Origin of the sequence: Calothrix sp. NIES-2100 (genome assembly GCF_963875285.1) — a bacterium.
Lineage (GTDB): Bacteria > Cyanobacteriota > Cyanobacteriia > Cyanobacteriales > Nostocaceae > Aulosira.
The window spans coordinates 2,942,035-2,963,593 of sequence record NZ_CAWNLA010000001.1; the positions used below are offsets into that span (position 1 = coordinate 2,942,035).

The following is a 21,559-nucleotide window of genomic DNA, read 5'->3' on the forward strand; positions in this document are numbered from 1 at the left end:
TTTTTTCTTAAATTATCCCTTAATAATATCACTTTTTGAGATTAATTTGCCAAAATTAATCTATTTTTTAATGTTTTTTCACTTATGACTATATTTTTTTATACAAAAAGTAAATTAAATCGAGTTGATATTTTCATCACGAAGGTTAAGTGCAAAGTAGATACAAATTACTTTGGAAATGGGGGATTGGGAATTGGGGAGCCACTGCGTTGGTGAGGCAGTCCGATCTTGGGGAGCCACTGCGGTCTTGGGGTTTCCCCAAGTGGAGCAAGTGGCGTGGTTTCCCCCAGGAGGAACTGCCGAAAGGGTTTCCCGGCTTGTAGACGCGGAGCGGCTTCCCGCAGGGTAGCAAGTGGCGTCATTGGGCATTGATGATTTCTGTGCTTCATAGGGTCTCCTTGTCTCCCTAGTCCTTAGCCCCTAACCCCTAACCCCTAGTTCACTGTGTATTTTATTCCCATCCTTGCATCTCTACTAATTCCATACACAATTGGTTAATTTGCTCTAAGTTAGGTTTGTGAGGCAGAGTTGATTTTGTGTAAGCAGTTTCCATGTTGGCAACTAATTCTTCTGCCATTTTCATCACTTGCTCATAAGAATATGTGCCTTGAAGAATAGCTTTTAAATCATCTGCATCACCGGCTATTCTTCTATCAACAGTAATTTCTCCTTGTTGCAAAATTTCGATTCCACTACGTAGAAGTCTAATGCAATGCATACCATGTTTTAGGTCGAACCCAGACTTTCTTTCCATTTCTGCCCTAGCTGGATTTCTATTTTCCTGCCATGATAAGTAAGATTTCCATTCTCTTAAAGCTACTTGATAATTTTGACTTTTCTGAAGTAGGCGAATAAAATCTTTGCGGCTATTAGTTAGATTTTGTGTGTATTCCAGTGTTTCATCAGGTAAAGTATATTGTTTGAGTACACCTTTAAAATCAATGTCTGCCGTCAGCAGTTTGTATAATTGCTCCGCTTCTTCTAGAAATTCAATTCTGCCTCTAATTAAGAGATAAAGATACTCCAGAAAAGCATTTAGATCATCTTTAATTAGTGGTAATTCGTCTTCTATACCAAAATCTGATGGGATTGGTTTCTTTTGCGGGGGATTTAATAACCACTTGCGATGGCTTTCCATCTTTTTAATTTGGGCGAAAGCATAACCAGAATAAGTATGTTTTACTTTCTTACTTAAAAATAGCTGTTTGTGATTGATTAAATGCTGCCCAACGTTTGTGAGTACAGGATAGTTACCTAACCACAGCAATTCTAAAACATTGGGATTAGCTCCAGCTAATAAATTAAGGATTTTTCTTAATTCATAGATAACTGTATCTTGATTGTTATCCAAAAATGGAAATATTCCTGGTTCATTCCAGCCATTTTCTTTTTGTTCTATGCGATCAAATCCCAAGTAGTACCTTTTAGGGGCGATAAACACACCCCGGTAATCAAAATCAGAATCAGGACGATTTAATCCATAGCCGTGACTACCTGCTAAGCCAATCAGAATTGTTCTTTGTTCAACGTCTATTCTTTTCATTTCAGTTCCTTACAGGCTTTAGCCCACAACCAAGTATGAAAATATCATTCTCCGCGTCTCCCCCTCACCGCGTCCCCGTGTCTATTTTTCAGCTAGACACCCACGGGCGATGGATCGCCTACAACCAGGATATGAAAATCCCTAATCCCTAGTCCCTATTTTTAAGACAGACTTTTTGCGATCGCACAATAGAGAAAATCTGAGCAACGAGATTTGCTGCTCAGACTTTTCGGTGCTGTTCTGTGTCTCAATTAACTACACATCCACAAATTTCTATTTCGGCAATTAAGTGAAAGTTTTTCCGGAAAAATTCCCTGATTGTTTTGTCAATCTACAGGGCGATCGCCCAAACGGCTTTGTCGTTGAGACTTTTAATCCTAAAACTGGTATAGAGTGTTGACTCCATACCAGTTGATAAAATATGATTTTAGATTGTCTGTCTAATTCCTGCTCGGATCAGGTAGACATACTGCAAAAGCTGGCAAAAGCGTAAATCGCTTCTTTAAAAGCAAACACTGGCCAGCTACCTGTACGGCAACCTCAAGGACGATTCCATGACTTACGCAATTATTGAAACTGGCGGCAAACAACTAAAAGTTGAGGCTGGCCGCTTTTACGATATTGAGTTACTGACTGCTGAACAAGATGAGAAGGTTACAATAGACAAGGTCTTATTCATACAGCACGACGGCGAAGTCAACATTGGTCAGCCGCTAGTGGTAGGGGCGACTGTAGAAGGGACGGTGTTACGACATTTTAGAGGTCGTAAAGTCCTGGTATACAAAATGAAGCCGAAAAAGAAAACCCGCAAAAAACGCGGACATCGCCAGGAAATCACTAGACTGTTGATTAATTCTATTAACCTCAATGGTGAAGTGCTAGCAGTGGAAACAGCAGCAATAACTGCTGAAACTCCCGTTCTAGAAACTGCTGCTGAATAATCAATAAAAAACTCCACCCACAAGGGGATAGAGTTTGGTCAATGGTCAGTGGTCAGCGATCAATGGCTTTCGACACCTAAAAACCACCCACGGATCGGGGTATGAGACTCTTTCCAAAAACAACACTTCGGTAAGCGGTAGTTGAATCTCGACTGCGCTCGATTACCGCAGAGTCGAAACGAGCGTGCATCGCTGACAACTGACAACTGACAACTGATAACTAACAACTGACAACAAAAGGAAATTATGGCTCATAAGAAAGGAACAGGTAGTACACGCAACGGTCGTGACTCTAATGCTCAGCGTCTAGGTGTAAAACGCTACGGTGGTCAAGTCGTCCTGGCGGGAAACATTCTCGTGCGTCAGCGCGGTACAAAATTTCACCCAGGTAACAATGTTGGTATTGGTAGCGATGACACTCTATTTGCTTTAATCGATGGTGTTGTCACCTTTGAAAGAAAGGGTAAAACCCGCAAGAAAGTTAGTGTTTACGCACCATCTGCGGTTGCTGAGTCAACCGCTAGTTAGCAAACTTGCCTGGGCAATGCCCAGGCATAAAAATTTATACTCAGTCAACTGTAATGATTGTGATGAGTTCGTAGGCAGTAGTTTAACGCATAAACAAGTGGTTAAACAATAACATTTGCATAGCCGCACCTAAAGCTAAACCTGCCAATGAAAAGATAGATGTTATCCAAAAAGCTTGTCCTTCCTTAAACCCGGCAGCTTGAAAGTCAATTCTTGCTAAGATAGCCGCTGAAATGATCAGTAAGGTGTCAAGAAACATCCGAAACCAGGCAATCATTACAAAGAATAAGAAGGCTGCAAAAACTGAAAAGATAAAAGTCCTGGTACTTGATTTAAACAAGATACTAGAAACATCTGTCATTCTAGTCCAGGGAACGGTTAAAATTCCGACAAACAGCAAAATAGCGATCGCAATTACTGCCCAAGCGAACAAAGGGGCTTTGGTCTCGGATATTACCCAACCTAAGGTACTGTAGCTAAGTATTAATAGTGTCAGGGAAACCCAAGGAACTCGTTGCAAAATCAACATGGGTTAGATTTGTAGTAGCAATTAAATGCGATACCCAAAGGCTTGATTAGATGAGGCTTGGGTAATTTTTGATGGCGATCTTCCGTCAATCGACTAAGTCAGAGGTATAGATTTTGAATCTAATGCTCTAGACTATATCTCTATCATCTGATATTTTCTAGCCTCTAGCAATCGTTGATTATGCTCTTGTCAAAATAGCCAAGCAAGTTTACAGAAAATTCGTAGACAAATTTGTTAAATTTTTTCTTAAACATTTGTAAACTGTTAGCAGCCGAGTAGCCGCGTGTCACATCTTGTTAAGGAAGTATCATGAAACAACTTGTTATTGCTGAGCGCGTATGCCTTATTGGTCATATCGTGTCGATGGTGTTTGGACTTGTAGGCATACTACTAGTCGTGCCAAATGCGGAAATCATTATGAACCTAACTGAGGTTGGACAAACCGCCATGCAGTGGAGTATGGCAGGAGGCGGTGTGGTTTATATGATTTTGGGTGCGGCGGCTGTGTTTTTGTATGCCTATCGAACCTTGGGATTGGGTCGCGCTTTGGCTTTTATGCTGCCCTCAGTGTTGATTTCCTTAGGAAGCGAACTGTCAGGAACCAGCACTGGCTTTCCTTTTGGTCACTATAGTTATCTAAGTGGACTGGGCTATAAAATTGCCGGTTTAGTTCCGTTCACAATTCCTTTGTCATGGTTTTATGTGGGATGTGTTTCTTACTTGCTGGCACGTGCTGGTTTAGAAGTAGACAAAAAACCTGGCTTGTGGCGTCATGTAGGTGCGATCGCATTAGGTGCTTTGTTATTAACTTCTTGGGATTTTGTACTTGATCCAGCGATGAGTCAAACATCTCTCCCCTTCTGGTATTGGCAACAACCAGGCCCATTCTTTGGTATGCCTTACCAAAACTTTGCTGGCTGGATGGGTACGGGATCGCTATTTATGACTGTGGCAGCATTGCTATGGAGAAACAACCCGATTAAATTAGAGCGATCGCAACTCAATGTACCCTTGGTAGTTTACTTAAGCAACTTTGGCTTCGCTACTGTCATGAGTTTAGCTGCTGGCTTCTCTATCCCTGTAGTACTAGGTTTGTTGTTAGGTGTAGCTCCAGCTGTAGCACTTTGGTGGCAAGGTACAAATGGACAAGCTGTGGCTGTGGAAGCAACTCAGGACATTTCGGTAGCCAAGGTCAAGGTAGCTTTGAAGTAGGGGCTAGGGGCTAGGGACTAGAGGCCAGGGGGCAGGGGAGAAATAACTAATACTTATTGCTCAATGCCCAATGCCCAATGCCCAATGCCCAATGCCCAATTCCAAAACATAATATTTTTACAGTGGATGATGCTTTGATATTAGTTAGCAGCTTATCGCTTTTATTACTATTACTGCAAATACCAGCAACAGCGATTTTACTTTCACGCCTATTCAAGGGGCCGACACGCCATCCGCCGATTCAACCCCAACAGCCTACACCTGAGATTTTGGGTAGTGTCAGCGTTGTGGTTCCCACACTGAATGAAGCATTACGTATTAGCCCATTGTTAGCTGGCTTAAGTCAGCAAAGTTATGAAATGCGGGAAGCGATCATTGTAGACAGCAGGTCGCAAGATGGTACGCCTGATTTGGTCAAAGCCGCCCAACAGCAAGACCCTCGCTTTCGTTTATTTACAGATGACCCCTTACCCCCTCGCTGGGTGGGTCGTCCTTGGGCGTTACATAATGGCTTTTTGCAGATTTCCCCAGAGAGTGAATGGTTTTTAGGGATGGATGCTGATACTATACCCCATCCTGGTTTGGTTGCTAGTTTAGTACAGACAGCCGTAGCAGAAGGTTATGACTTGGTATCCCTTTCACCTCAGTTTATTCTGAAATCTCCGGGGGAATGTTTGCTACAACCGGCTTTGTTGATGACTCTGCTTTATCGATTTGACCCAGCAGGTGTCAACACAGAACAGCCAGAAAGAGTCATGGCTAATGGTCAGTGCTTTTTATGTCGGCGTTCGGTTTTAGCTGCGGTAGAGGGTTATACAAGTGCCAGTAGTTCTTTTTGCGATGATGTTACCTTAGCTCGGTATATTGCTGCTCAAGGATTTAAGGTCGGTTTTTTAGATGGGGCGAAGGTGCTAAAAGTACGGATGTATGAGGGCGCAATTGAGACATGGAAAGAATGGGGACGCAGCCTCGACCTCAAAGATGCATCGCCTCGCGCTCAGATTTGGGGGGATTTATGGCTACTTTGTGCAGTGCAAGGTTTACCCCTGATAATTTTACTGAGTTATGGTTTGCTTGCCCCTCAACTTCCTGTGCTTCCCATCCTACTTTTATTGGGGCTAAATGTATTTTTGCTCGTGATTCGCTTTGCAATGCTATTAGCGATCGCTCCTTCCTATGATCGCAAAAGTGCTAAAGGTGGCTGGTTGTTCTGGCTTTCACCTTTAGCCGATCCTCTAGCTGTGCTGCGAATTTTCCTCTCTGCATTCCACACTCCCAGAGAATGGCGGGGAAGGAAGTATAGTACTGAGGTGTAGGGCATGGGGCAAGAGTCAAAAGGCAAAAGGCAAAAGTCAAAAGTGAAGAATAATTAGTTATTTCTTCTCCTCCTTGTCCTCCTTGTCCCCCCTGCCCCTCTGCTCCCCTCTTCCTGCTTATTCTTCTTCACCTCCTACTTGATCAGCGCGTTCCAGTTCCCAGAGAATTTGATTTCCTTCACGTCTTACTCGTGAGACAATCCAGTTGCGCCAGCGCCATTGGTCTCCGCGACTGGTAACAGCGCTAGCATGAACATCCATGAGGTCAGCAAGTTCCGAACTAGTGATTAAGTATCCTTTAGTGGCAATTTCATCAGCAATACGTAAAGTTTCCACTAGGGCGCGCAGTTGTGCCACTCTCATTTCCGGTGGCTTATCATCAATTGGGGTAGAAGAGTTTGTGATAGTTGGCTCCATAGTGGTTACATGTGATTCCAGGGAACTGATTTCTGGTTTATTTGTTTCAATTATTGTCGAGGCTGCTGGATATTCAGTTACTTTTGCTACATTTATTTGATTTGTTTGTGGTAAAGATTGGTGATCATCTGTCAGAGATGATTGTTTGAGTGATGGAACTTTGCCACTAGCAAAAGTACGAGCGATGACATCGCATCGCTCGTTACCTATATTACCAGAGTGACCCCGGACATATTCCCACTTTACTATATAACTATTAAGTTCGTCTAAAGTTTCTAAAAGGTCTTGGTTTTGCACCGGTTTACCATCGGCTTTTTTCCAACCTTTCTTTTTCCAACCTTTGATCCACTTGGTAACGGAGTTGATTAGGTATTCACTGTCGGTATAAAGGGTGATGGGTTGATTTTGTCCAGATGTTTGCAGAAATTGCAGAGCTGCGATCGCCGCTTGCATTTCCATTTTATTGTTGGTGGTATGGTCAGATGCACCGCCTATCTCGTGAATTGAGCCATCACTGAAGTAGACGACAACACCCCAACCCCCAGGGCCAGGATTTCCTGTGCAAGCGCCATCTGTGTATATGCTTTGGATTGTGCGTTGGGACATGGTGAACTAACCGCGTTGGTACATTAAGTAATTTAGCGGCGAAAGCTGCGAAGAACTATATATGTTAACATGGCAAAAATCAAGCCTATACATTTGATTTAGGTAGCCCTTTCAAGGTGGATAAAAATTTTAGTCAAAAAACTCCTTTTTAATCTCTTGTTTCTGTACCTTCTCTGTAACTGTAGTTAAATAAAATACTTTTAAACCGCAGAGGACGCTCCAGAGCGCAGAGAAAACAATAGATTTTACGAGTCACCTTGAAAGGGATAATTTGAGTTAGGGGTTGTAATTGAAGCTTGACGCGAAACACACCTAATACCAATTCAAATAATGTTTGCGACACATCAATATATTCTAGAGGGCACGGCAGTGCCGTGCCCCTAGCATCTGTCGCATTCTTTTTTGAAATTGGTATAACTTATTTTTTCCTGGCAACTTAATCTACAGCAGTTTGTCTAGTGTAATAGGCAAATCGCGGATGCGCTTACCTGTGGCATGATAAACAGCATTGGCGATCGCCGCCGCAGTGCCGGTAATGCCAATTTCACCGATTCCTTTGACACCAAGGGGGTTGACATAGGGATCGCGCTCATCTACCCACAACACTTCAATATTGGGTACATCTGCATTTACTGGCACATGATATTCAGCCAAATCTGCATTAACTACACGTCCTCGATGGGGATCTGTAACTGTGTGTTCCATCAGCGCCATGCCAATACCGTAAACAATCCCACCAATCAGTTGACTACGGGCTGTCTTCGCGTTGAGTATTCGTCCTACACCAAAAGTTCCTACCCAGCGCGTCACTCTGACTTCACCGGAATCGGGGTTAACACGGACTTCGGCAAATTGCGATCCAAAGGCGTGCATGGAATATTTCTCTTTTTCTTCTCCAGGTTTGGCATCTGCACGCGCTTCAATCATTTTTAATCCATGCCGTGCCAGAATGCCTGCATAAGTTTCGGTTTGGGAAGATTTATTTTTTAAGAACAAGCTGCCATCTTGGGCAATTACATCCTCGGCATTTACCCCATATAGCGGTGAGTTGCGATCGCTCAGTGCTAATTGTAAAACCTTGCTGCGAGCTTCATTCCCTGCCAAATGCACAGCCGAACTGACACTGGCGGCGGTTTGTGAGCCGCCAGAAACGGGGGTTTCGGGCATTTTGGTATCGCCTAGTTCAAAACGCACTTTTTCTACTGGTAAACCGAGTGCTTCTGCTGCAACCTGAGTCATCACAGTATAAGTTCCCGTGCCAATATCCTGTGAACCACTCCGAACAACGGCTGTACCATCTGCCATAATTTGCGCGATCGCTGATGCTGGGGAACGGTTGGTAGGATAAGTTGCTGTCGCCATCCCCCAGCCAATTAAATAATTGCCGTCTCGCATGGAACCGGGTTTAGAATTGCGTTTCTGCCAGCCAAATTTTTCTGCGCCAATTCTGTAACATTCTCTGAGTGACTTACTTGACCAAGGCAGTTTTTTATCAGGGTCTATCTCAGCATAATTACGCAGCCGCAGTTCAATCGGATCAATGTTGAGTGCATAAGCTAGTTCGTCCATTGCCGATTCTAAGGCAAACGACCCAGACGCTTCACCTGGCGCACGCATAAAGGTGGGTGTACCAGTATCCAACTGCACCAAATGATGGCTAGTTTCGATATGCGGGCAAGCGTAGATCATGCGTGCCGACTTAGCAACAGGCTCAATAAATTCATCGAAGGTGGAAGTCTGAGATATCCCAGCATGACGCAGTGCAGTTAATTTTCCGTCGCGGGTTGCACCTAAAGAGACTTGTTGAATGGTTTGCGGTCGGAAGCCCACAGGCCCATACATTTGTATCCGCCCTAGCACTAGTTTCACTGGACGATTTACCTGCTTTGCTGCCATTGCTGCTAGGGGTACGTGCGACCAAGCCGAGCCTTTGCAACCGAAGCCACCGCCAACATAGTAGGACATGACGCGGACTTTCTCTGGCTCAATTCCTAATACCCCCGCTACTTTTTGTTGAGCCTGAAAGATTCCCTGGGTGGCATCATACAACAGTAGTTGATCGCCTTGCCAAACTGCGGTGGTGGCATGAGGCTCCATCGGATTATGATTTTCCACTGGGGTAGTATAAGTTTGCTCTACCCGGAAAGCCGCAGTTGCTAGTCCTTGGGTGATGTCGCCATGCGATTTATCAGGTGGCTCGTTTCTGGGGATTTTTCCTTGCGGTAGGTATGCCTGAGCAAGGTTTTCCCGCATGTTAATTTTCGGCTGTTCTTCCTGATAGCGGATTTGCACAAGAGAGGCGGCGTGCATGGCGCGTTCAAAGGTATCGGCAACGACGATGCCAATATGCTGACCGCTATATAGAACAGTGTTATCTTGCAGCACTTGCAACTTACGACCGCCACCTTTTTCGCCTGAGGCTTTGGGTGCGTTGAGATGGGTAATTACTGCCAGTACTCCCGGTACTTGCTCTGCTGCCTTGGTATCAATTGCTGCAATTTTACCTTTAGCGATCGCACTTTGAATTGTCACCCCGTATGCCAGCTTTGCTACCGGAAACTCAGCTGAGTAACGTGCGCCGCCTGTCACCTTGAGATAGCCATCAACCCGATTCAAGGGTTTGCCGACAACTGTGTTTGTATCCCCTGTATTCATGCCATTTCTCCCACTGTTGTCAGCGCCCGGATGATTGTACGTTTAGCTAGTTCGACTTTAAATTCATTGTATTTTTGCGGTTTGGCTCCAGTGACAGCTGCATTTGCTGCCGCCTGAAATGTTGCGGAGTTTGCGGGTTGGTTAACAAGTAACTTTTCTGCCTCGTAAGCACGCCAAGGCTTTGTGCCGACACCACCCATCGCCAAACGTGCGCCGCGAATAATACCATTTTGAATATCTAATGCCGCCGCCACCGATGCCATCGCAAAAGCATAAGAAGCGCGATCGCGGACTTTTAAATAATGCGATCGCTTGGCAAAGGGCGAGGTCGGTAAATCCACGGCAACGATTAACTCTCCATGTTGCAGAACTGTCTCCCTTTCTGGTGTATTGCCCGGTAAAAGATGAAAATCTACCAGGGGAATACTGCGCGTGCCATTAGGCCCTTGTGTTTGCACCACGGCATCTAAGGCTACCATTGCCACAGCCATATCAGAAGGATGGGTGGCAATACAGCGATCGCTACCACCGAGAATTGCATGAATTCGGTTGTAACCTTCAATTGCGGGACAGCCTGAACCCGGAAGACGCTTATTACAAGGGAAAGCCGTATCCCGAAAGTAATAGCAACGGGTACGTTGGAGCAAATTTCCCCCCACTGATGCCATGTTTCGCAATTGTGGTGATGCTCCAGATAGCAACGCTTCTGAAAGTACAGGATAACGTTCTCGAATTAGTGCATTATAAGCAACATCGCTATTGCGTGCCATTGCCCCAATGCGCACACCGTTAGCCTGCATTTCTATCTTGCTTAAAGGTAGCGGGTTAATGTCAACTAACTGTTGTGGCGTTTGGACATTTAGCTTCATTAAATCGATTAAGCTAGTACCACCCGCCAAATAGGAGGCTTGAGCATCTGGAACCACCGACGTTACAGCATCGTTCGCTTGTCCGGCTTTTTTGTAACTAAACGGCTGCATCTTTTTTTCCTCCTAAGACATCGCGCACAGCAGCCACAATATTGGGATAAGCACCGCAACGGCAGATATTACCACTCATCAGTTCCCGAATTTCATCATCAGATTTGGCTTGTCCTTCGTTCACCAAACCCACCGCCGAACAAATTTGTCCGGGTGTACAGTAGCCGCACTGATATCCATCATGAGCAACAAACGCGGCTTGCATGGGATGAAGATTATCTCCCTTGGCTAGCCCTTCAATGGTTGTGATCTCAGAGTCGGTGTGCATAATTGCAAATGTCAAGCAGGAATTCACACGCCGCCCATCAATCAGCACTGTACAAGCTCCACATTGACCATGATCGCAACCTTTCTTGGAACCAGTCAAATCTAAACGTTCGCGTAGTGCATCAAGCAGCGTCACACGCGGTTCAATTTTTAATGCGTGTTCTACACCATTAACACGTAGTTTTACATCCACAACATTACTAATAGCAGGTGTTTGTACAGAAGGAGACTGAGGCTGACTTTGTGCCAGAGCCTTACTTCTGAAACTCTCCAGCATAGTTGCTAATGTGCTGGCGATCGCCACCTGGCCAAACCGTCGGCGTTTAAACCTCAGCCTCATATTTGTTTTGAGAATTATAAGTGCAGACTGAATAGTAGAAAAAACGTACTAATTAAAATATCTGCCCCCAGGCTGAAGTTGGCTTGAACAAAGAGTTAGGGTTGTTATAACTAAAGAACGTTACCAAAATTCGACAAATCGTGTTGAGCGGACATGATATTACACGATCGCAAATGCAGTTGCATTCACAAATATTCAATTTCTCCTATTCTTGAGTACGTTGCGATCGCAACATTTGTCAGGGTTTAGCGGCGAAAGATGCGAAGAACTATATAGGTTAACATGGCAAAAATCAAGCCTATACCCAAACTGATACTAAAGGCTTGGGTTTGGTAAGAGATAGGGTTTTTGTCTTTGGGAATTTCTGCCAAAATGACAGCAGAGGCGATTTGACTAGTTGCTAGCCCAATACCTGCGATCGCTATTGTAGTGTTAAGAGTGCGATCGCTTTTGGTTTGCTCTAGGTCGATTATCCCCTGGATGGTCTTGATGTAATTCTCGACTAAGGTCAATCCTGGACTGTAGTAAGCTTGGTCTGTTTCGATTTGTACTAAGAATTTATCTTTAGCAAACTCACTGAACGTTTGCAAAAATTGCCAATCACTATTACCTTCTAATGCTTGCAGCTTTGAAGATCGTTTTTCATAATTACCGATGTTGATAGCAACAGTCCGGTGCTGGTCATCTAAATAAGTTAGATTATTAGTATATTTTAACAAAATTTCTGGTGTTTGTTTGAGGATATTTTGTAAAGTACTAATCTTAATTTCTTTATTTTGCGATTCTTGATTTAAATTACTAATTATATTTTGGGCTACTTTATATACTGTCTTCAAGTTACTTTTAATCGTGCGGCTTTGAGAATAAGCCCAAAGAATTTTATTCCGGTATCGCAATAACTGCATCAGTTCGGGATACAGCTTTTGATTCATCTCTCTGATGGCATCTGTTTTAAGTTGATAGGGAAATAAACAGATTAATAGGTGATAACCATCGCTTTGCTGTGCTTCGGAAGGAAGCCGCCACAGTTCAAATATAGTTCCGCCAAAAAATTCTCCTTTTCCTCGCAAATCAGCTTGCCAATTTGGCTCTGAGTCTAATATTAATTGTTCATAACAAGCTTGAGCAGTAGCTTCTGCGTCTTGGTTATCTGTTGCTAATTGACCCCAGATAAACCAGCTTTGACCAATTTTACCTTGTTGCTGATTGATGTTAGAGAATATTTCTGTTTGTACTTTTTGCAAACAGGTAATCGGTTGCGGCGCGTATTTATAATCTTTTATATAATTAGCAGTGCAGTCTATCTGGAGTCCGTAAGTGTCTCCCAATTGCACAGGGTAATAATAACCATTTAGCGGTGGCTGAAAGTCTAGGGTGTTTGGATTACTGAGTAACTCATGATAATCTGAACCATCGATTTCTGCTTGTTGGAGTTCTTCTAGTTTCTTACTATCTAACTGGCTACCATAAATCTTTTGCCAAAATAGTTGACGATTCTCTGCGATTTTGTCTTCATCTTGCCCTAAGCCTTCTTTGAGGTTATACAAAAACAAATCAATACTCGGGTAAATTAACTCATGTTGTTGACTCATATTTTAAAATACCCAACTACTGAGAAAGGATGGTTTGAATGACATCTTTTGCTGTTTTGACAGAATTTAAAGCCTGAACGATTTGCTTAGATAAAGCAGCTAGCTGATTGTGATTAACTTTTTCCTCTAACATGACTAACTCTGCTTTAATGTCTCTAGCAGAATTGTCAATTTCTGTGTTGATAGGTTCGGGACAATACTTAGGTTTACTCTCAATACCTTTACTGCGGAGTTGGGCGATCGCATCTAAATGTTCCCAGGCTTGATCGTATGCTGTTGCTAGGGGAGGATAACTAGTAACTATCTTATTCAGATTACTAATATCCCCAGGAATCTTAATTGTATTAACCTTAGCTTGCACATGATCTGGTAATGGTGCATCAAGTTGGGATAGCGCCAAAATAAAGGCTTTCAGTTCAGAGGCTTCTATTGGTTGCATGATGGAAAGATACCAGTAATTGTAAAAGCTGCCCAGAAGTATGGGTGATTATAGGGTTGATTACTAGGTTCTGGTTGATTCTTAAGGTTATTTAAATGACGTAACAAAAAACGGCGCATGATACCTTCTGCTTCTGGGAGTTTAGCAATTTCCCCTGTATACCATTCTGCTAGTTGTTCAGCCGTGACATTCCGCAGCCATTGGGTAGCCTCAGTTAAAGCTACCACCTTTGATTTACCTTGTTGCAACCGTTGGTAAAACTGAATCATCACCAAAGCACTAGCAGCTGATTCCACAGTCCAAAGGGTACTGACAACAGCAGCTACACCGCAACTCATAAAACCACTGACAAGTCCGACATATTCAGTGGTGATGGTGTTATTACCTGTAATCGCCGTTTCGCAAGCAGCTAAACTTACGAGTTGATAGCTGCGCAAATCATAATCGCGGATATCTGTGAGAGTCAGTTTATCCTCATCTGCTAACGCCAAGTGAGATAAAGCTGGATTATGGAAATTGTATTCGCCATGTCCGGTAAAGTGTAAGATACCGAAGCCTTGAGGCAAAGCATTGATTACCGCATCTTTTGTTGCTTCCTCAGAACGCTTGCGGGTGTGGTTGGGAAAGATGCGACAAATTGCTTCTGATTCAACTTGAGCAAATTCTAATCCGGGATAACCTGCGCTGTTGGGATGTTCAATACTAAGTAGCTGCGGATTACTTAGCTGATTTTTGTTGTAGGTTTGGGAGATTAAACCTAATTGAATGCTGGGTAAATAGCTGATGGTAAATTCTGGGGGAAATAGCGCCTGGAGAGGAAAGCGGTGTAAGTCGCGGTGAGGAATCAGAATTAGCTGGGTAATATCTGAGATTTGGGAGAGAACAGCGTTGATATCGAGAATCTTACGCAGTTCATCAAGCATTGCGGGTAACTTGTCGCGCCAAGTTTCTGCGTCTTCACTCTGTTTGTCTTTACCTTTGCGATAATTAGCGTATTCTTCATTCCAAGTTTTCACCCAGCTTTCAAAGTCACGTAGGCGTTGCGCTGGAGTGAGAATAGTTTCTCTTAAAACAATGGGTGATGGGGCGTTGTGCTGGAGGATGAAAGTATGTAAGGCGGCTGGGCTGAGATGCCAATAAACTATGGCAGTATGGGGATTGAGTAATTGTTTCATCTCCTCCCATTTGGAGGAATCATCACTCCACCCATCCAGCAGCCAAGACAAGCAAGCATTTTTTCCCTGTTCTGCTAATTCCAATGCTGTGCAAAAGTTTTCTGACTTTACTGCTAAGTCAACAGTCAATTGCTGAAAGCCTGCAAACTTGAAAGCTAACTGCTTTTTCCTGTGAGGAATTTTGCATTCATCCAGCAAGCGCCGTAAAACATCGGTTCCTCGTCGCTGTAGTTCTTCAGCTTTAGCCGTTTCCCTCAAATCCAACTGAACGCGAATTAAATTCTGCAAAACTTCTAGATGCAATTCAGGAAAATCTTCTGCTGTAAGTGTTTTTAGCGCCTCATTGTAACTTTTAACGGCTTTGTACCAATAACTGCGGGGATGAGAATCTCTTCGTCCTCGGAAATAGTGAGCATTACCTATTGCTTGATGCAATTCCCCCCAAGCTTCTGGGTGCGTGTCTTGGTGACAATATTTTAATCCTTCCTCATAGCTTGCTAATTGTCCCTCATAGCCGCGCTGGTTAAGCCGAGGATTTTGTTTAGCAATAGCACTAGAGAAAGCCAACAATGGATCGCAACTAACTGAGTTCCCTGCTGCCACACCCCGGTTGTTCCAAGCTGGGTAGTAGTCGGGTTTAATAGCCAGTGCTTTGTCAAAAGATGCGATCGCTTCTTCCCTTTGGTTTAAATCAGCCAGCACAGATCCCTTACCATTCCAGGCTTTAAATACCTCTGGGAAGTTGGGATTAATTTTTAAAGCACTTTCAAAGGATTTAAGAGCTTCTGGGTACAAATTTAAATTCACTAGCGCAATCCCCCGGTTCGTCCAAGCTTCAGGAAAATCGGGTTTGAATTTGAGGGCTTCGTCATAGGATGCGATCGCTTGTTCATAGCGTCCTAAATTCCCTAGCGCAATCCCCCGGCTGTACCAAGCTTCGTAGTAGTCAAGTTTAATCGCCAGTGCTTTGTCATATGATGCGATCGCTTGTTCCTCGCGTCCTAAATTCCCTAGCGCATTCCCCCGGTTGTTCCAAGCTTCGTATAAGTCAGGTTTAATAGCCAGTGCTTTGTCATAAGATGCGATCGCTTCTTCATTGCGTCCTAAATTCCCTAGCGCATTCCCCCGGTTGTTCCAAGCTTCGTATAAGTCAGGTTTAATAGCCAGTGTTTTGTCATAAGATGCGATCGCTTCTTCATTGCGTTCTAATTTCCGTAGCGCAATCCCCCGGTTGTTCCAAGCTTGGTGGAAATCAGGTTTAATAGCCAGTGCTTTGTCATAGTCGGCGCTCGCTTCTTCATTGCGTCCTAAATTCCCTAGGGCAATCCCCCGGTTGTTCCAAGCTTCGTGGTCATCAGGTTTAATAGCCAGTGCTTTGTCATAGGATGCGATCGCTTCTTCATTGCGTCCTAAATTCTTTAGGGCAATCCCCCGGTTGTTCCAAGCTTCGTGGTCATCAGGTTTAATAGCCAGTGCTTTGTCATAGGATGCGATCGCTTCTTCATTGCGTCCTAAATTCTTTAGGGCAATCCCCCGGTTGTTCCAAGCTTCGTGGTCATCAGGTTTAATAGCCAGTGCTTTGTCATAGGATGCGATCTGTTCTTCATTGCGTCCTAAATTCCCTAGGGCAATCCCCCGGTTGTTCCAAGCATCCTGGTAATCAGGTTGAATTGCGAGTGCTTTGTCAAAGGATGTGATCGCTTCTTCATTGCGTCCTAAATTAAATAGCACAACCCCCCGGTTGTACCAAGCTTCGTGATCATCAGGTTGAATTGCGAGTGCTTTGTCAAAGGATGCGATCGCTTCTTCATTGCGTCCTAAATTAGCCAGCGCCACACCCCGGTTGAACCAAGCTGAGTCGTTGTCGGGTTTAATTCTGAGGGCGTTCTCATAAGATGCGATCGCACTTGCAAAATCTCCCGCCTCACATTGTTCATTACCTTGGTTAAACCAAGCCTCCGCATCATCTGTAATATTTCTCTCTACTTCTTCCTTTGTGTCCTTCGCGTCTTCGCGGTTCGTTTCTCCCCCTTGCCCTAACAACCGCCCACCAATATCATAGGCAATATCACTAACTTCCCCAGTACTCAACTCACCCAGCTTTATCATCCGCCTTGCTAACTCATCATTTGCAGTGCTTGAAGCTAGCAAACTTTCACCAAAGCCACGCAACCAATCCACCAAATTCGCCTGATTGATGGAATTACCATCCAAAAAACCTTTTACCCGTCCCCGACTCCAACCTTCATCATTAACTCCCGCCAACAACTGGAGAAATAACGATTCATACTCCGTATCTGTCAATTGTTTGCGTATTTCTCTTATCTTCGGTTCTGCTAATGGCGGGGAAACAGTCTTTTTTCTACCAAATAATTGCTGAATCAGCCTTTTGAGCCATCGCCAAAGCCGCTTGAGCATCTGCCGCAACCTTGTATCGCTTTTATCAAATATTGTACTTCAGCGAATTGGCTAAAATAATCGTGTCGTCACAAAAACACGTTGGTCACAAATACTATCGCATTCTCTATGAATGAGTACTCTTTAATAGACAACCCGATCGCGTTGGTTATGAATGCGATCGCATTCTCTATGAATGAGTACTCGTTGATAGACAACCCGATCACGTTGGTTATAAATGTGATCGCGTTCTCTATGGATGAGTACTCGTTGATAGACAACCCGATCACGTTGGTTATAAATGTGATCGCGTTCTCTATGGATGAGTACTCGTTGATAGACAACCCGATCATGTTGGTTATGAATGCGATCGCATTCTCTATGAATGAGTCTTTGGTAACGATATGCGTCTGGCTCACGCGGGCTTTTCGGTCCGCACTACAGTTCATCATTTTTATCTTGACAGTGAGCGCCTGGCTCACGCGGGCTTTTCGGTCCGCACTACAGTTCATCATTTTTATCTTGACAGATTACTAGCCCCATGCGCCATGCCCCATGCCCCTATTAATGCTCGCAATCAAAACATGGTGATCTAATATTGTTGGGTATTCTCTAAAAATGCGATCGCCTGATACTGATGATTGAAGTTGAGCATCTGAGTAAAATATACGGTTCTACCCCAGCGATTACTGATGTGACTTTTAATGTGGAACCTGGGGAGATTCTAGGGTTTTTAGGCCCTAATGGCGCTGGTAAAACTACTACTATGCGCATTTTAGCGGGTTATTTACCGGCAACCAAGGGCAAAGCGAAAATTGCCGGCTTTGATGTCCATGATAATTCTTTGGCTGTGCGCCAACGGATTGGTTATTTACCGGAAACACCGCCGTTATATCCAGATATGACGGTGGAAGGGTTTTTGCATTTTGTCGCCAGAATTAAGGGAGTATCCGCAGGCGATCGCAATAATAAAGTGCAAGCGGCGATCGCTCGTTGTAATTTAGAAGATAAGAGCAAGGTGATTATCCGCAAGCTTTCTAAAGGATATCGGCAACGAGTGGGGATTGCTCAGGCGATCGTTCACGATCCACCAGCAATCATTTTAGATGAACCAACCGTAGGACTTGACCCCCGGCAAATTATTGAGGTGCGGAATCTCATTAAAAGCCTCGCCGGAACCCACACCATCATTCTTTCTACCCACATTCTCCCAGAAGTCAGCATGACTTGTAGCCGCGTTGCTATTATTAATCGCGGTAAAGTTGTCGCCACCAATACACCAGAAAATCTCATGACACAGTTGACAGGTGGCTCTGGATATGAAATAGAAATTGAGGGAGAAGCTGCTTTAGCAAAACAGGTATTGCAAAATATATCGGGTGTGAGTCTGGTAGAATCAATTCCTACAGCTCATAGTCATCAGCCAGCGCCAGAAAACCGCACCTATCTGCGGGTAATATCGCAACCGGGAACCGAACCAGGAAAAGATATTGTCTCAACATTAGTGCGTTCTGGATTTGCTTTACATGAAATGCGGCGTGTCAGCGCTACCTTAGAAGATGTTTTCTTGCAACTAACCACAGAAGAAAAGAATTTAGAGTCTATCCAAGACTCAGCAACCACAGAAGGAGAAGCCGCGTAGATGGGTATAGTACTGAGTAATATTATTGCCATTTATCGCCGGGAATTGCAGAGTTACTTTGTCTCACCTTTAGCTTATGTAATTGCTGGCATATTCTGGTTTTTATCTGGGTTGTTCTTAGTCATGATTTTGATCGGGCCAGATGGGATTTTGCCAACCGTCGCCGCCATAAAATTACAAGGACAACAAATGGGCGTACCCCTACCACCAATAGATGTACCCTATGAATTTGTGCGGGCATTTTTAGACCGTATGGGGTGGCTATTATTATTTTTGTTGCCAATTCTTTCAATGGGACTTTATGCTGAAGAACGCAAACGCGGCACTTTAGAACTATTAGCCACTTCACCAATCACCAACTGGGCGGTAGCTGTTGGTAAATTATTAGGCGTGCTAACTTTTTTTATCACCTTAATTGTCCCCTTAGTAGGACTGGAAGTTTTCGTAATTAGTAAATCAACTCCACCAATGTCACCGACCATTTTTTTGGTGGGTCATTTAGGATTAATCTTGCTAGCAGCAGCAATTTTATCTTTAGGAATGTTTATTTCATCGTTAACAGACAGTACAATTCTTTCTGCGGTCTTCACCTTTGCAGTGATTTTATTGCTGTTATTCGTTGATTTAATTGCTAAAGCTGTCCCTGGTTTTCTGGGCGAAGCTTTAAGCTATATTTCCTTGCTCAAGCATTTTAATACACTTATTCAGGGCATCTTTGATAGCAGCGCCATACTGCTATTTGTGAGTTACATTTTTCTCGGTGTCTTTTTGACATCACAATCGATTGATACATTACGCTTTCAGAGGCAATAGTTGTTTGTCATTGGTCATTGGTCATTGGTCATTGGTCATTGGTCATTGGTGATGAATTATCTAGTTTTTGGTGGGTAATTCCTAATTAATTTTCAAGAGTGAAAAAGTTCGTAGTCAGGACTGAAGTCCTGAATTCACCAAGCAGAGAAGTAAAAAAAAACTGACAAATCACAAATGACAAATCACAAATGACAAATCACAAATGACAAATCACAAATGACAAATCACAAATGACAAATCACAAATGACAAATCACAAATGACAAATCACAAATCACATGAAAATAGTCGCTAAAAAGAAATATTGGAAATATCTATTTTGGCTTGGGCCTTTTTTCCTGGTTGCAGGTTTGACTGCGGGATTAGTTTCCTCAACATGGGGGCCGATTTCCCTAGCATTTCTCATTACTGGAATTGTGGTTATTGGCTTATGGATTATTTTGCAAAGTCAAGAAAGTCAATGGTGGGCGCGACGTTCAACCCAAGCAGGTACTAATGCTTTAGTCGCAACCATTGCAGTATTAGCAATTTTGGGATTGATTAACTTTTTAGGTACTCGCTACCACTACCGGGCAGATTTAACAGAAACGCAGTTATTTAGCTTAGCACCGCAATCGCGGGAATTAGTTAATAATCTATCACAGCCGATAAAAGTCTGGATTTTTGATAAAAATCCCAATCCTCAAGACCGGGATTTGCTAGAAAATTATCGTAGGCAAAATTCCAAGTTGCAATTTGAGTATGTCGATCCCGATGCTAAACCTGGAATAGCCAAAAAGTTTGGTTTTAAAGATTACGGAGAAGTTTACCTAGAATATCAAGATAAAAGACAGTTAGTGCAAGTGGTGAATGACAGGGAACGACTCTCAGAAGTGAGGTTAACTAATCGCTTGCAACAAATCACCACAGCTAACTCAGCTAAAGTTTACTTCCTCCAAGGTCATGGTGAACGCCAACTGACAGCCAGTGAAGATTCAATTTCTCAAGCGGTTCAGGAATTAACAGATAAAAATTTCACAACTTCGCCGTTAAATTTAGTTGAACAGCCCAAAGTTCCTGATGACGCGACGACTGTAGTAGTAGCAGGCCCGAAACGAGGATTGTTTGAAGGTGAAGTCAAAGCCTTACAACAATATCTCAATCGCGGCGGTAACTTAATGCTGATGATTGACTTAGGTACAGACCCCAAACTCGACAACTTACTTAAAGATTGGGGTGTGCGTTTAGATAATCGTTTAGCAGTTGATCTTTCTAAAAGAAATGCGGAAATTGGGCCAGCAATTTCTCTAATCACAGATTACGGTCAACATCCAATTACCAAAGATTTCGCCAATGGTATTTCGTTTTATCAGTTAGCAAGACCGATAGAAACAACTCCAGTACCTGGTATTGAGTCTACGCCTTTGCTACGAACTAAACCTTATCCCAACAGTTGGGCAGAAAGCGACCTGAAAAGTGAAAAATTAGAGTTTAATGCTGACAAAGACCTGAAAGGGCCCCTAACTTTGGGCGTGGCGTTGAAGAAAAAACTCCCAGCACCATCAGCAACTCAACCTACCCCCACACCTTCACCATTACCATCACCCACAATCCAAGGTCAAGGGACACCGACACCATCACCATCGCCATCGCCATCGCCTATTGCTAGAGGTCAAGGAAAACCAGATACTAGTCCAACGCCAACTCCTGCTGCATCACCATCACCAACCACCGCCAGTCAAGCCAGCCCTAGTCCAACAGCTTTACCAAGTCCCCCTAATTCTGCAATCCCAACCAACAAGCAACCGGAAACAACTCCTACCGAATCAAGGTTAGTAGTGATTGGTAATTCCGAATTTGTCAAAGATGGCTTGTTTCAACAACAACTCAACGGCGATGTATTCCTCAACTCAGTAACTTGGCTGAGTCAACAGGATGATAAGCAACCCCTATCAATTCGCCCCAAAGAAGCCAAAGACCGCAACCTGGACATCAACGCCGCCCAAGCCGGTTTTTTAACATTATCATCGCTGCTACTGCTACCCCTGGTTGGGTTGGTAGGCGGGGCTTTGATTTGGTGGCGGAGGAGGTAGAGGGGGCAGTGCCTCCGCTCCACTCGGCGACCGGGACAAGGGGGACAAGGAGGACAAGGAGGACAAGGGGGACAAGGGAAGGGAGAAATAACCAGT

16 protein-coding genes are annotated in these 21,559 nt (G+C 43.8%); 7 read left to right on the plus strand and 9 right to left on the minus strand.

The genetic code is table 11. The annotated features are described in order from the left end of the window. Positions 1–451 precede the first annotated feature (451 nt). Positions 452–1,543, minus strand: coding sequence for a nucleotidyltransferase domain-containing protein (locus tag AACU32_RS12515; protein WP_096599922.1), 1,092 nt, complete (start codon positions 1,541–1,543; stop codon positions 452–454). 554 nt (positions 1,544–2,097) lie between these two features. On the opposite strand from AACU32_RS12515, the gene rplU reads away from it, so the two are divergent. Next, the gene (gene rplU, locus AACU32_RS12520; RefSeq protein ID WP_096599924.1) at positions 2,098–2,484 is read left to right on the plus strand and encodes a 50S ribosomal protein L21; all 387 of its coding nucleotides are present in this window, start codon (positions 2,098–2,100) and stop codon (positions 2,482–2,484) included. Between the two features lie 246 nt (positions 2,485–2,730). Beyond that, positions 2,731–3,012 carry a 50S ribosomal protein L27 gene (rpmA, locus tag AACU32_RS12525; protein WP_096599926.1) on the plus strand — a complete coding sequence of 94 codons (282 nt, stop codon included), beginning with the start codon at positions 2,731–2,733 and terminating at the stop codon, positions 3,010–3,012. An 82-nt stretch (positions 3,013–3,094) separates the two neighbouring features. Here the strand turns inward: rpmA and AACU32_RS12530 are convergent, their stop codons facing one another. Further along, positions 3,095–3,541 carry a hypothetical protein gene (locus AACU32_RS12530; protein ID WP_096599928.1) on the minus strand — a complete coding sequence of 149 codons (447 nt, stop codon included), beginning with the start codon at positions 3,539–3,541 and terminating at the stop codon, positions 3,095–3,097. A 309-nt stretch (positions 3,542–3,850) separates the two neighbouring features. Here AACU32_RS12530 and cruF point away from each other — a divergent pair, with 309 nt between their 5' ends. Both cruF and cruG read left to right on the plus strand, forming a co-directional pair. Beyond that, complete coding sequence (cruF, locus tag AACU32_RS12535) at positions 3,851–4,753, plus strand: gamma-carotene 1'-hydroxylase CruF (protein ID WP_096599930.1); 903 nt, start codon at positions 3,851–3,853, stop codon at positions 4,751–4,753. A 77-nt stretch (positions 4,754–4,830) separates the two neighbouring features. Beyond that, positions 4,831–6,069 carry a 2'-O-glycosyltransferase CruG gene (gene cruG, locus AACU32_RS12540; protein ID WP_339377820.1) on the plus strand — a complete coding sequence of 413 codons (1,239 nt, stop codon included), beginning with the start codon at positions 4,831–4,833 and terminating at the stop codon, positions 6,067–6,069. 117 nt (positions 6,070–6,186) lie between these two features. On the opposite strand, the gene rnhA is transcribed toward cruG, so the two are convergent. The 7 genes from rnhA to AACU32_RS12575 all read right to left on the minus strand — a co-directional run bounded on the left by rnhA (position 6,187) and on the right by AACU32_RS12575 (position 16,958). Further along, on the minus strand, positions 6,187–7,092 hold the full coding sequence (gene rnhA, locus AACU32_RS12545; protein WP_096599932.1) for a ribonuclease HI: 906 nt from the start codon (positions 7,090–7,092) through the stop codon (positions 6,187–6,189). A 441-nt stretch (positions 7,093–7,533) separates the two neighbouring features. Further along, positions 7,534–9,747: a xanthine dehydrogenase family protein molybdopterin-binding subunit gene (locus tag AACU32_RS12550; protein ID WP_096599933.1), complete on the minus strand. Its 2,214-nt coding sequence runs from the start codon at positions 9,745–9,747 to the stop codon at positions 7,534–7,536. Beyond that, positions 9,744–10,727: an FAD binding domain-containing protein gene (locus AACU32_RS12555; RefSeq protein ID WP_096599935.1), complete on the minus strand. Its 984-nt coding sequence runs from the start codon at positions 10,725–10,727 to the stop codon at positions 9,744–9,746. The genes AACU32_RS12550 and AACU32_RS12555 overlap by 4 nt, the downstream gene beginning before the upstream one ends. Beyond that, positions 10,714–11,334: a (2Fe-2S)-binding protein gene (locus tag AACU32_RS12560; RefSeq protein ID WP_096599937.1), complete on the minus strand. Its 621-nt coding sequence runs from the start codon at positions 11,332–11,334 to the stop codon at positions 10,714–10,716. The genes AACU32_RS12555 and AACU32_RS12560 overlap by 14 nt, the downstream gene beginning before the upstream one ends. A 245-nt stretch (positions 11,335–11,579) precedes the next feature. Then, positions 11,580–12,926, minus strand: a complete 1,347-nt coding sequence (locus AACU32_RS12565) for a hypothetical protein (RefSeq protein WP_096599939.1) — start codon at positions 12,924–12,926, stop codon at positions 11,580–11,582. Positions 12,927–12,942: 16 nt separating this feature from the next. Then, positions 12,943–13,365 (minus strand): hypothetical protein, encoded by a 423-nt coding sequence (locus AACU32_RS12570; protein ID WP_339377821.1) that lies wholly within the window; start codon positions 13,363–13,365, stop codon positions 12,943–12,945. Further along, positions 13,353–16,958, minus strand: coding sequence for a CHAT domain-containing protein (locus AACU32_RS12575; RefSeq protein WP_096599942.1), 3,606 nt, complete (start codon positions 16,956–16,958; stop codon positions 13,353–13,355). The genes AACU32_RS12570 and AACU32_RS12575 overlap by 13 nt, the downstream gene beginning before the upstream one ends. Positions 16,959–17,574: 616 nt before the next feature. Here AACU32_RS12575 and AACU32_RS12580 point away from each other — a divergent pair. From AACU32_RS12580 to AACU32_RS12590, 3 genes are all read left to right on the plus strand, one after another. Then, a complete protein-coding gene (locus tag AACU32_RS12580) occupies positions 17,575–18,579 on the plus strand; it encodes an ABC transporter ATP-binding protein (RefSeq protein WP_096599946.1) in 1,005 nt (334 codons plus the stop codon). Beyond that, positions 18,580–19,392 (plus strand): ABC transporter permease, encoded by an 813-nt coding sequence (locus AACU32_RS12585; RefSeq protein ID WP_096599948.1) that lies wholly within the window; start codon positions 18,580–18,582, stop codon positions 19,390–19,392. Between the two features lie 277 nt (positions 19,393–19,669). Then, positions 19,670–21,463, plus strand: coding sequence for a GldG family protein (locus AACU32_RS12590; RefSeq protein WP_096599950.1), 1,794 nt, complete (start codon positions 19,670–19,672; stop codon positions 21,461–21,463). Positions 21,464–21,559 lie beyond the last annotated feature (96 nt).

Excerpts from the sequence above, each read along its gene's own strand:
- AACU32_RS12560 (WP_096599937.1), bottom strand. The coding sequence starts at position 11,334 with ATGAGGCTGAGGTTTAAACGCCGACGGTTTGGCCAGGTGGCGATCGCC.
- AACU32_RS12555 (WP_096599935.1), bottom strand. The coding sequence starts at position 10,727 with ATGCAGCCGTTTAGTTACAAAAAAGCCGGACAAGCGAACGATGCTGTA.
- AACU32_RS12565 (WP_096599939.1), bottom strand. The coding sequence starts at position 12,926 with ATGAGTCAACAACATGAGTTAATTTACCCGAGTATTGATTTGTTTTTG.
- AACU32_RS12570 (WP_339377821.1), bottom strand. The coding sequence starts at position 13,365 with ATGCAACCAATAGAAGCCTCTGAACTGAAAGCCTTTATTTTGGCGCTA.
- rpmA (WP_096599926.1), top strand. The coding sequence starts at position 2,731 with ATGGCTCATAAGAAAGGAACAGGTAGTACACGCAACGGTCGTGACTCT.
- AACU32_RS12585 (WP_096599948.1), top strand. The coding sequence starts at position 18,580 with ATGGGTATAGTACTGAGTAATATTATTGCCATTTATCGCCGGGAATTG.
- AACU32_RS12550 (WP_096599933.1), bottom strand. The coding sequence starts at position 9,747 with ATGAATACAGGGGATACAAACACAGTTGTCGGCAAACCCTTGAATCGG.
- rplU (WP_096599924.1), top strand. The coding sequence starts at position 2,098 with ATGACTTACGCAATTATTGAAACTGGCGGCAAACAACTAAAAGTTGAG.
- AACU32_RS12575 (WP_096599942.1), bottom strand. The coding sequence starts at position 16,958 with ATGCTCAAGCGGCTTTGGCGATGGCTCAAAAGGCTGATTCAGCAATTA.
- AACU32_RS12530 (WP_096599928.1), bottom strand. The coding sequence starts at position 3,541 with ATGTTGATTTTGCAACGAGTTCCTTGGGTTTCCCTGACACTATTAATA.
- cruF (WP_096599930.1), top strand. The coding sequence starts at position 3,851 with ATGAAACAACTTGTTATTGCTGAGCGCGTATGCCTTATTGGTCATATC.
- AACU32_RS12580 (WP_096599946.1), top strand. The coding sequence starts at position 17,575 with ATGATTGAAGTTGAGCATCTGAGTAAAATATACGGTTCTACCCCAGCG.
- AACU32_RS12590 (WP_096599950.1), top strand. The coding sequence starts at position 19,670 with ATGAAAATAGTCGCTAAAAAGAAATATTGGAAATATCTATTTTGGCTT.
- AACU32_RS12515 (WP_096599922.1), bottom strand. The coding sequence starts at position 1,543 with ATGAAAAGAATAGACGTTGAACAAAGAACAATTCTGATTGGCTTAGCA.
- cruG (WP_339377820.1), top strand. The coding sequence starts at position 4,831 with ATGCCCAATGCCCAATGCCCAATTCCAAAACATAATATTTTTACAGTG.
- rnhA (WP_096599932.1), bottom strand. The coding sequence starts at position 7,092 with ATGTCCCAACGCACAATCCAAAGCATATACACAGATGGCGCTTGCACA.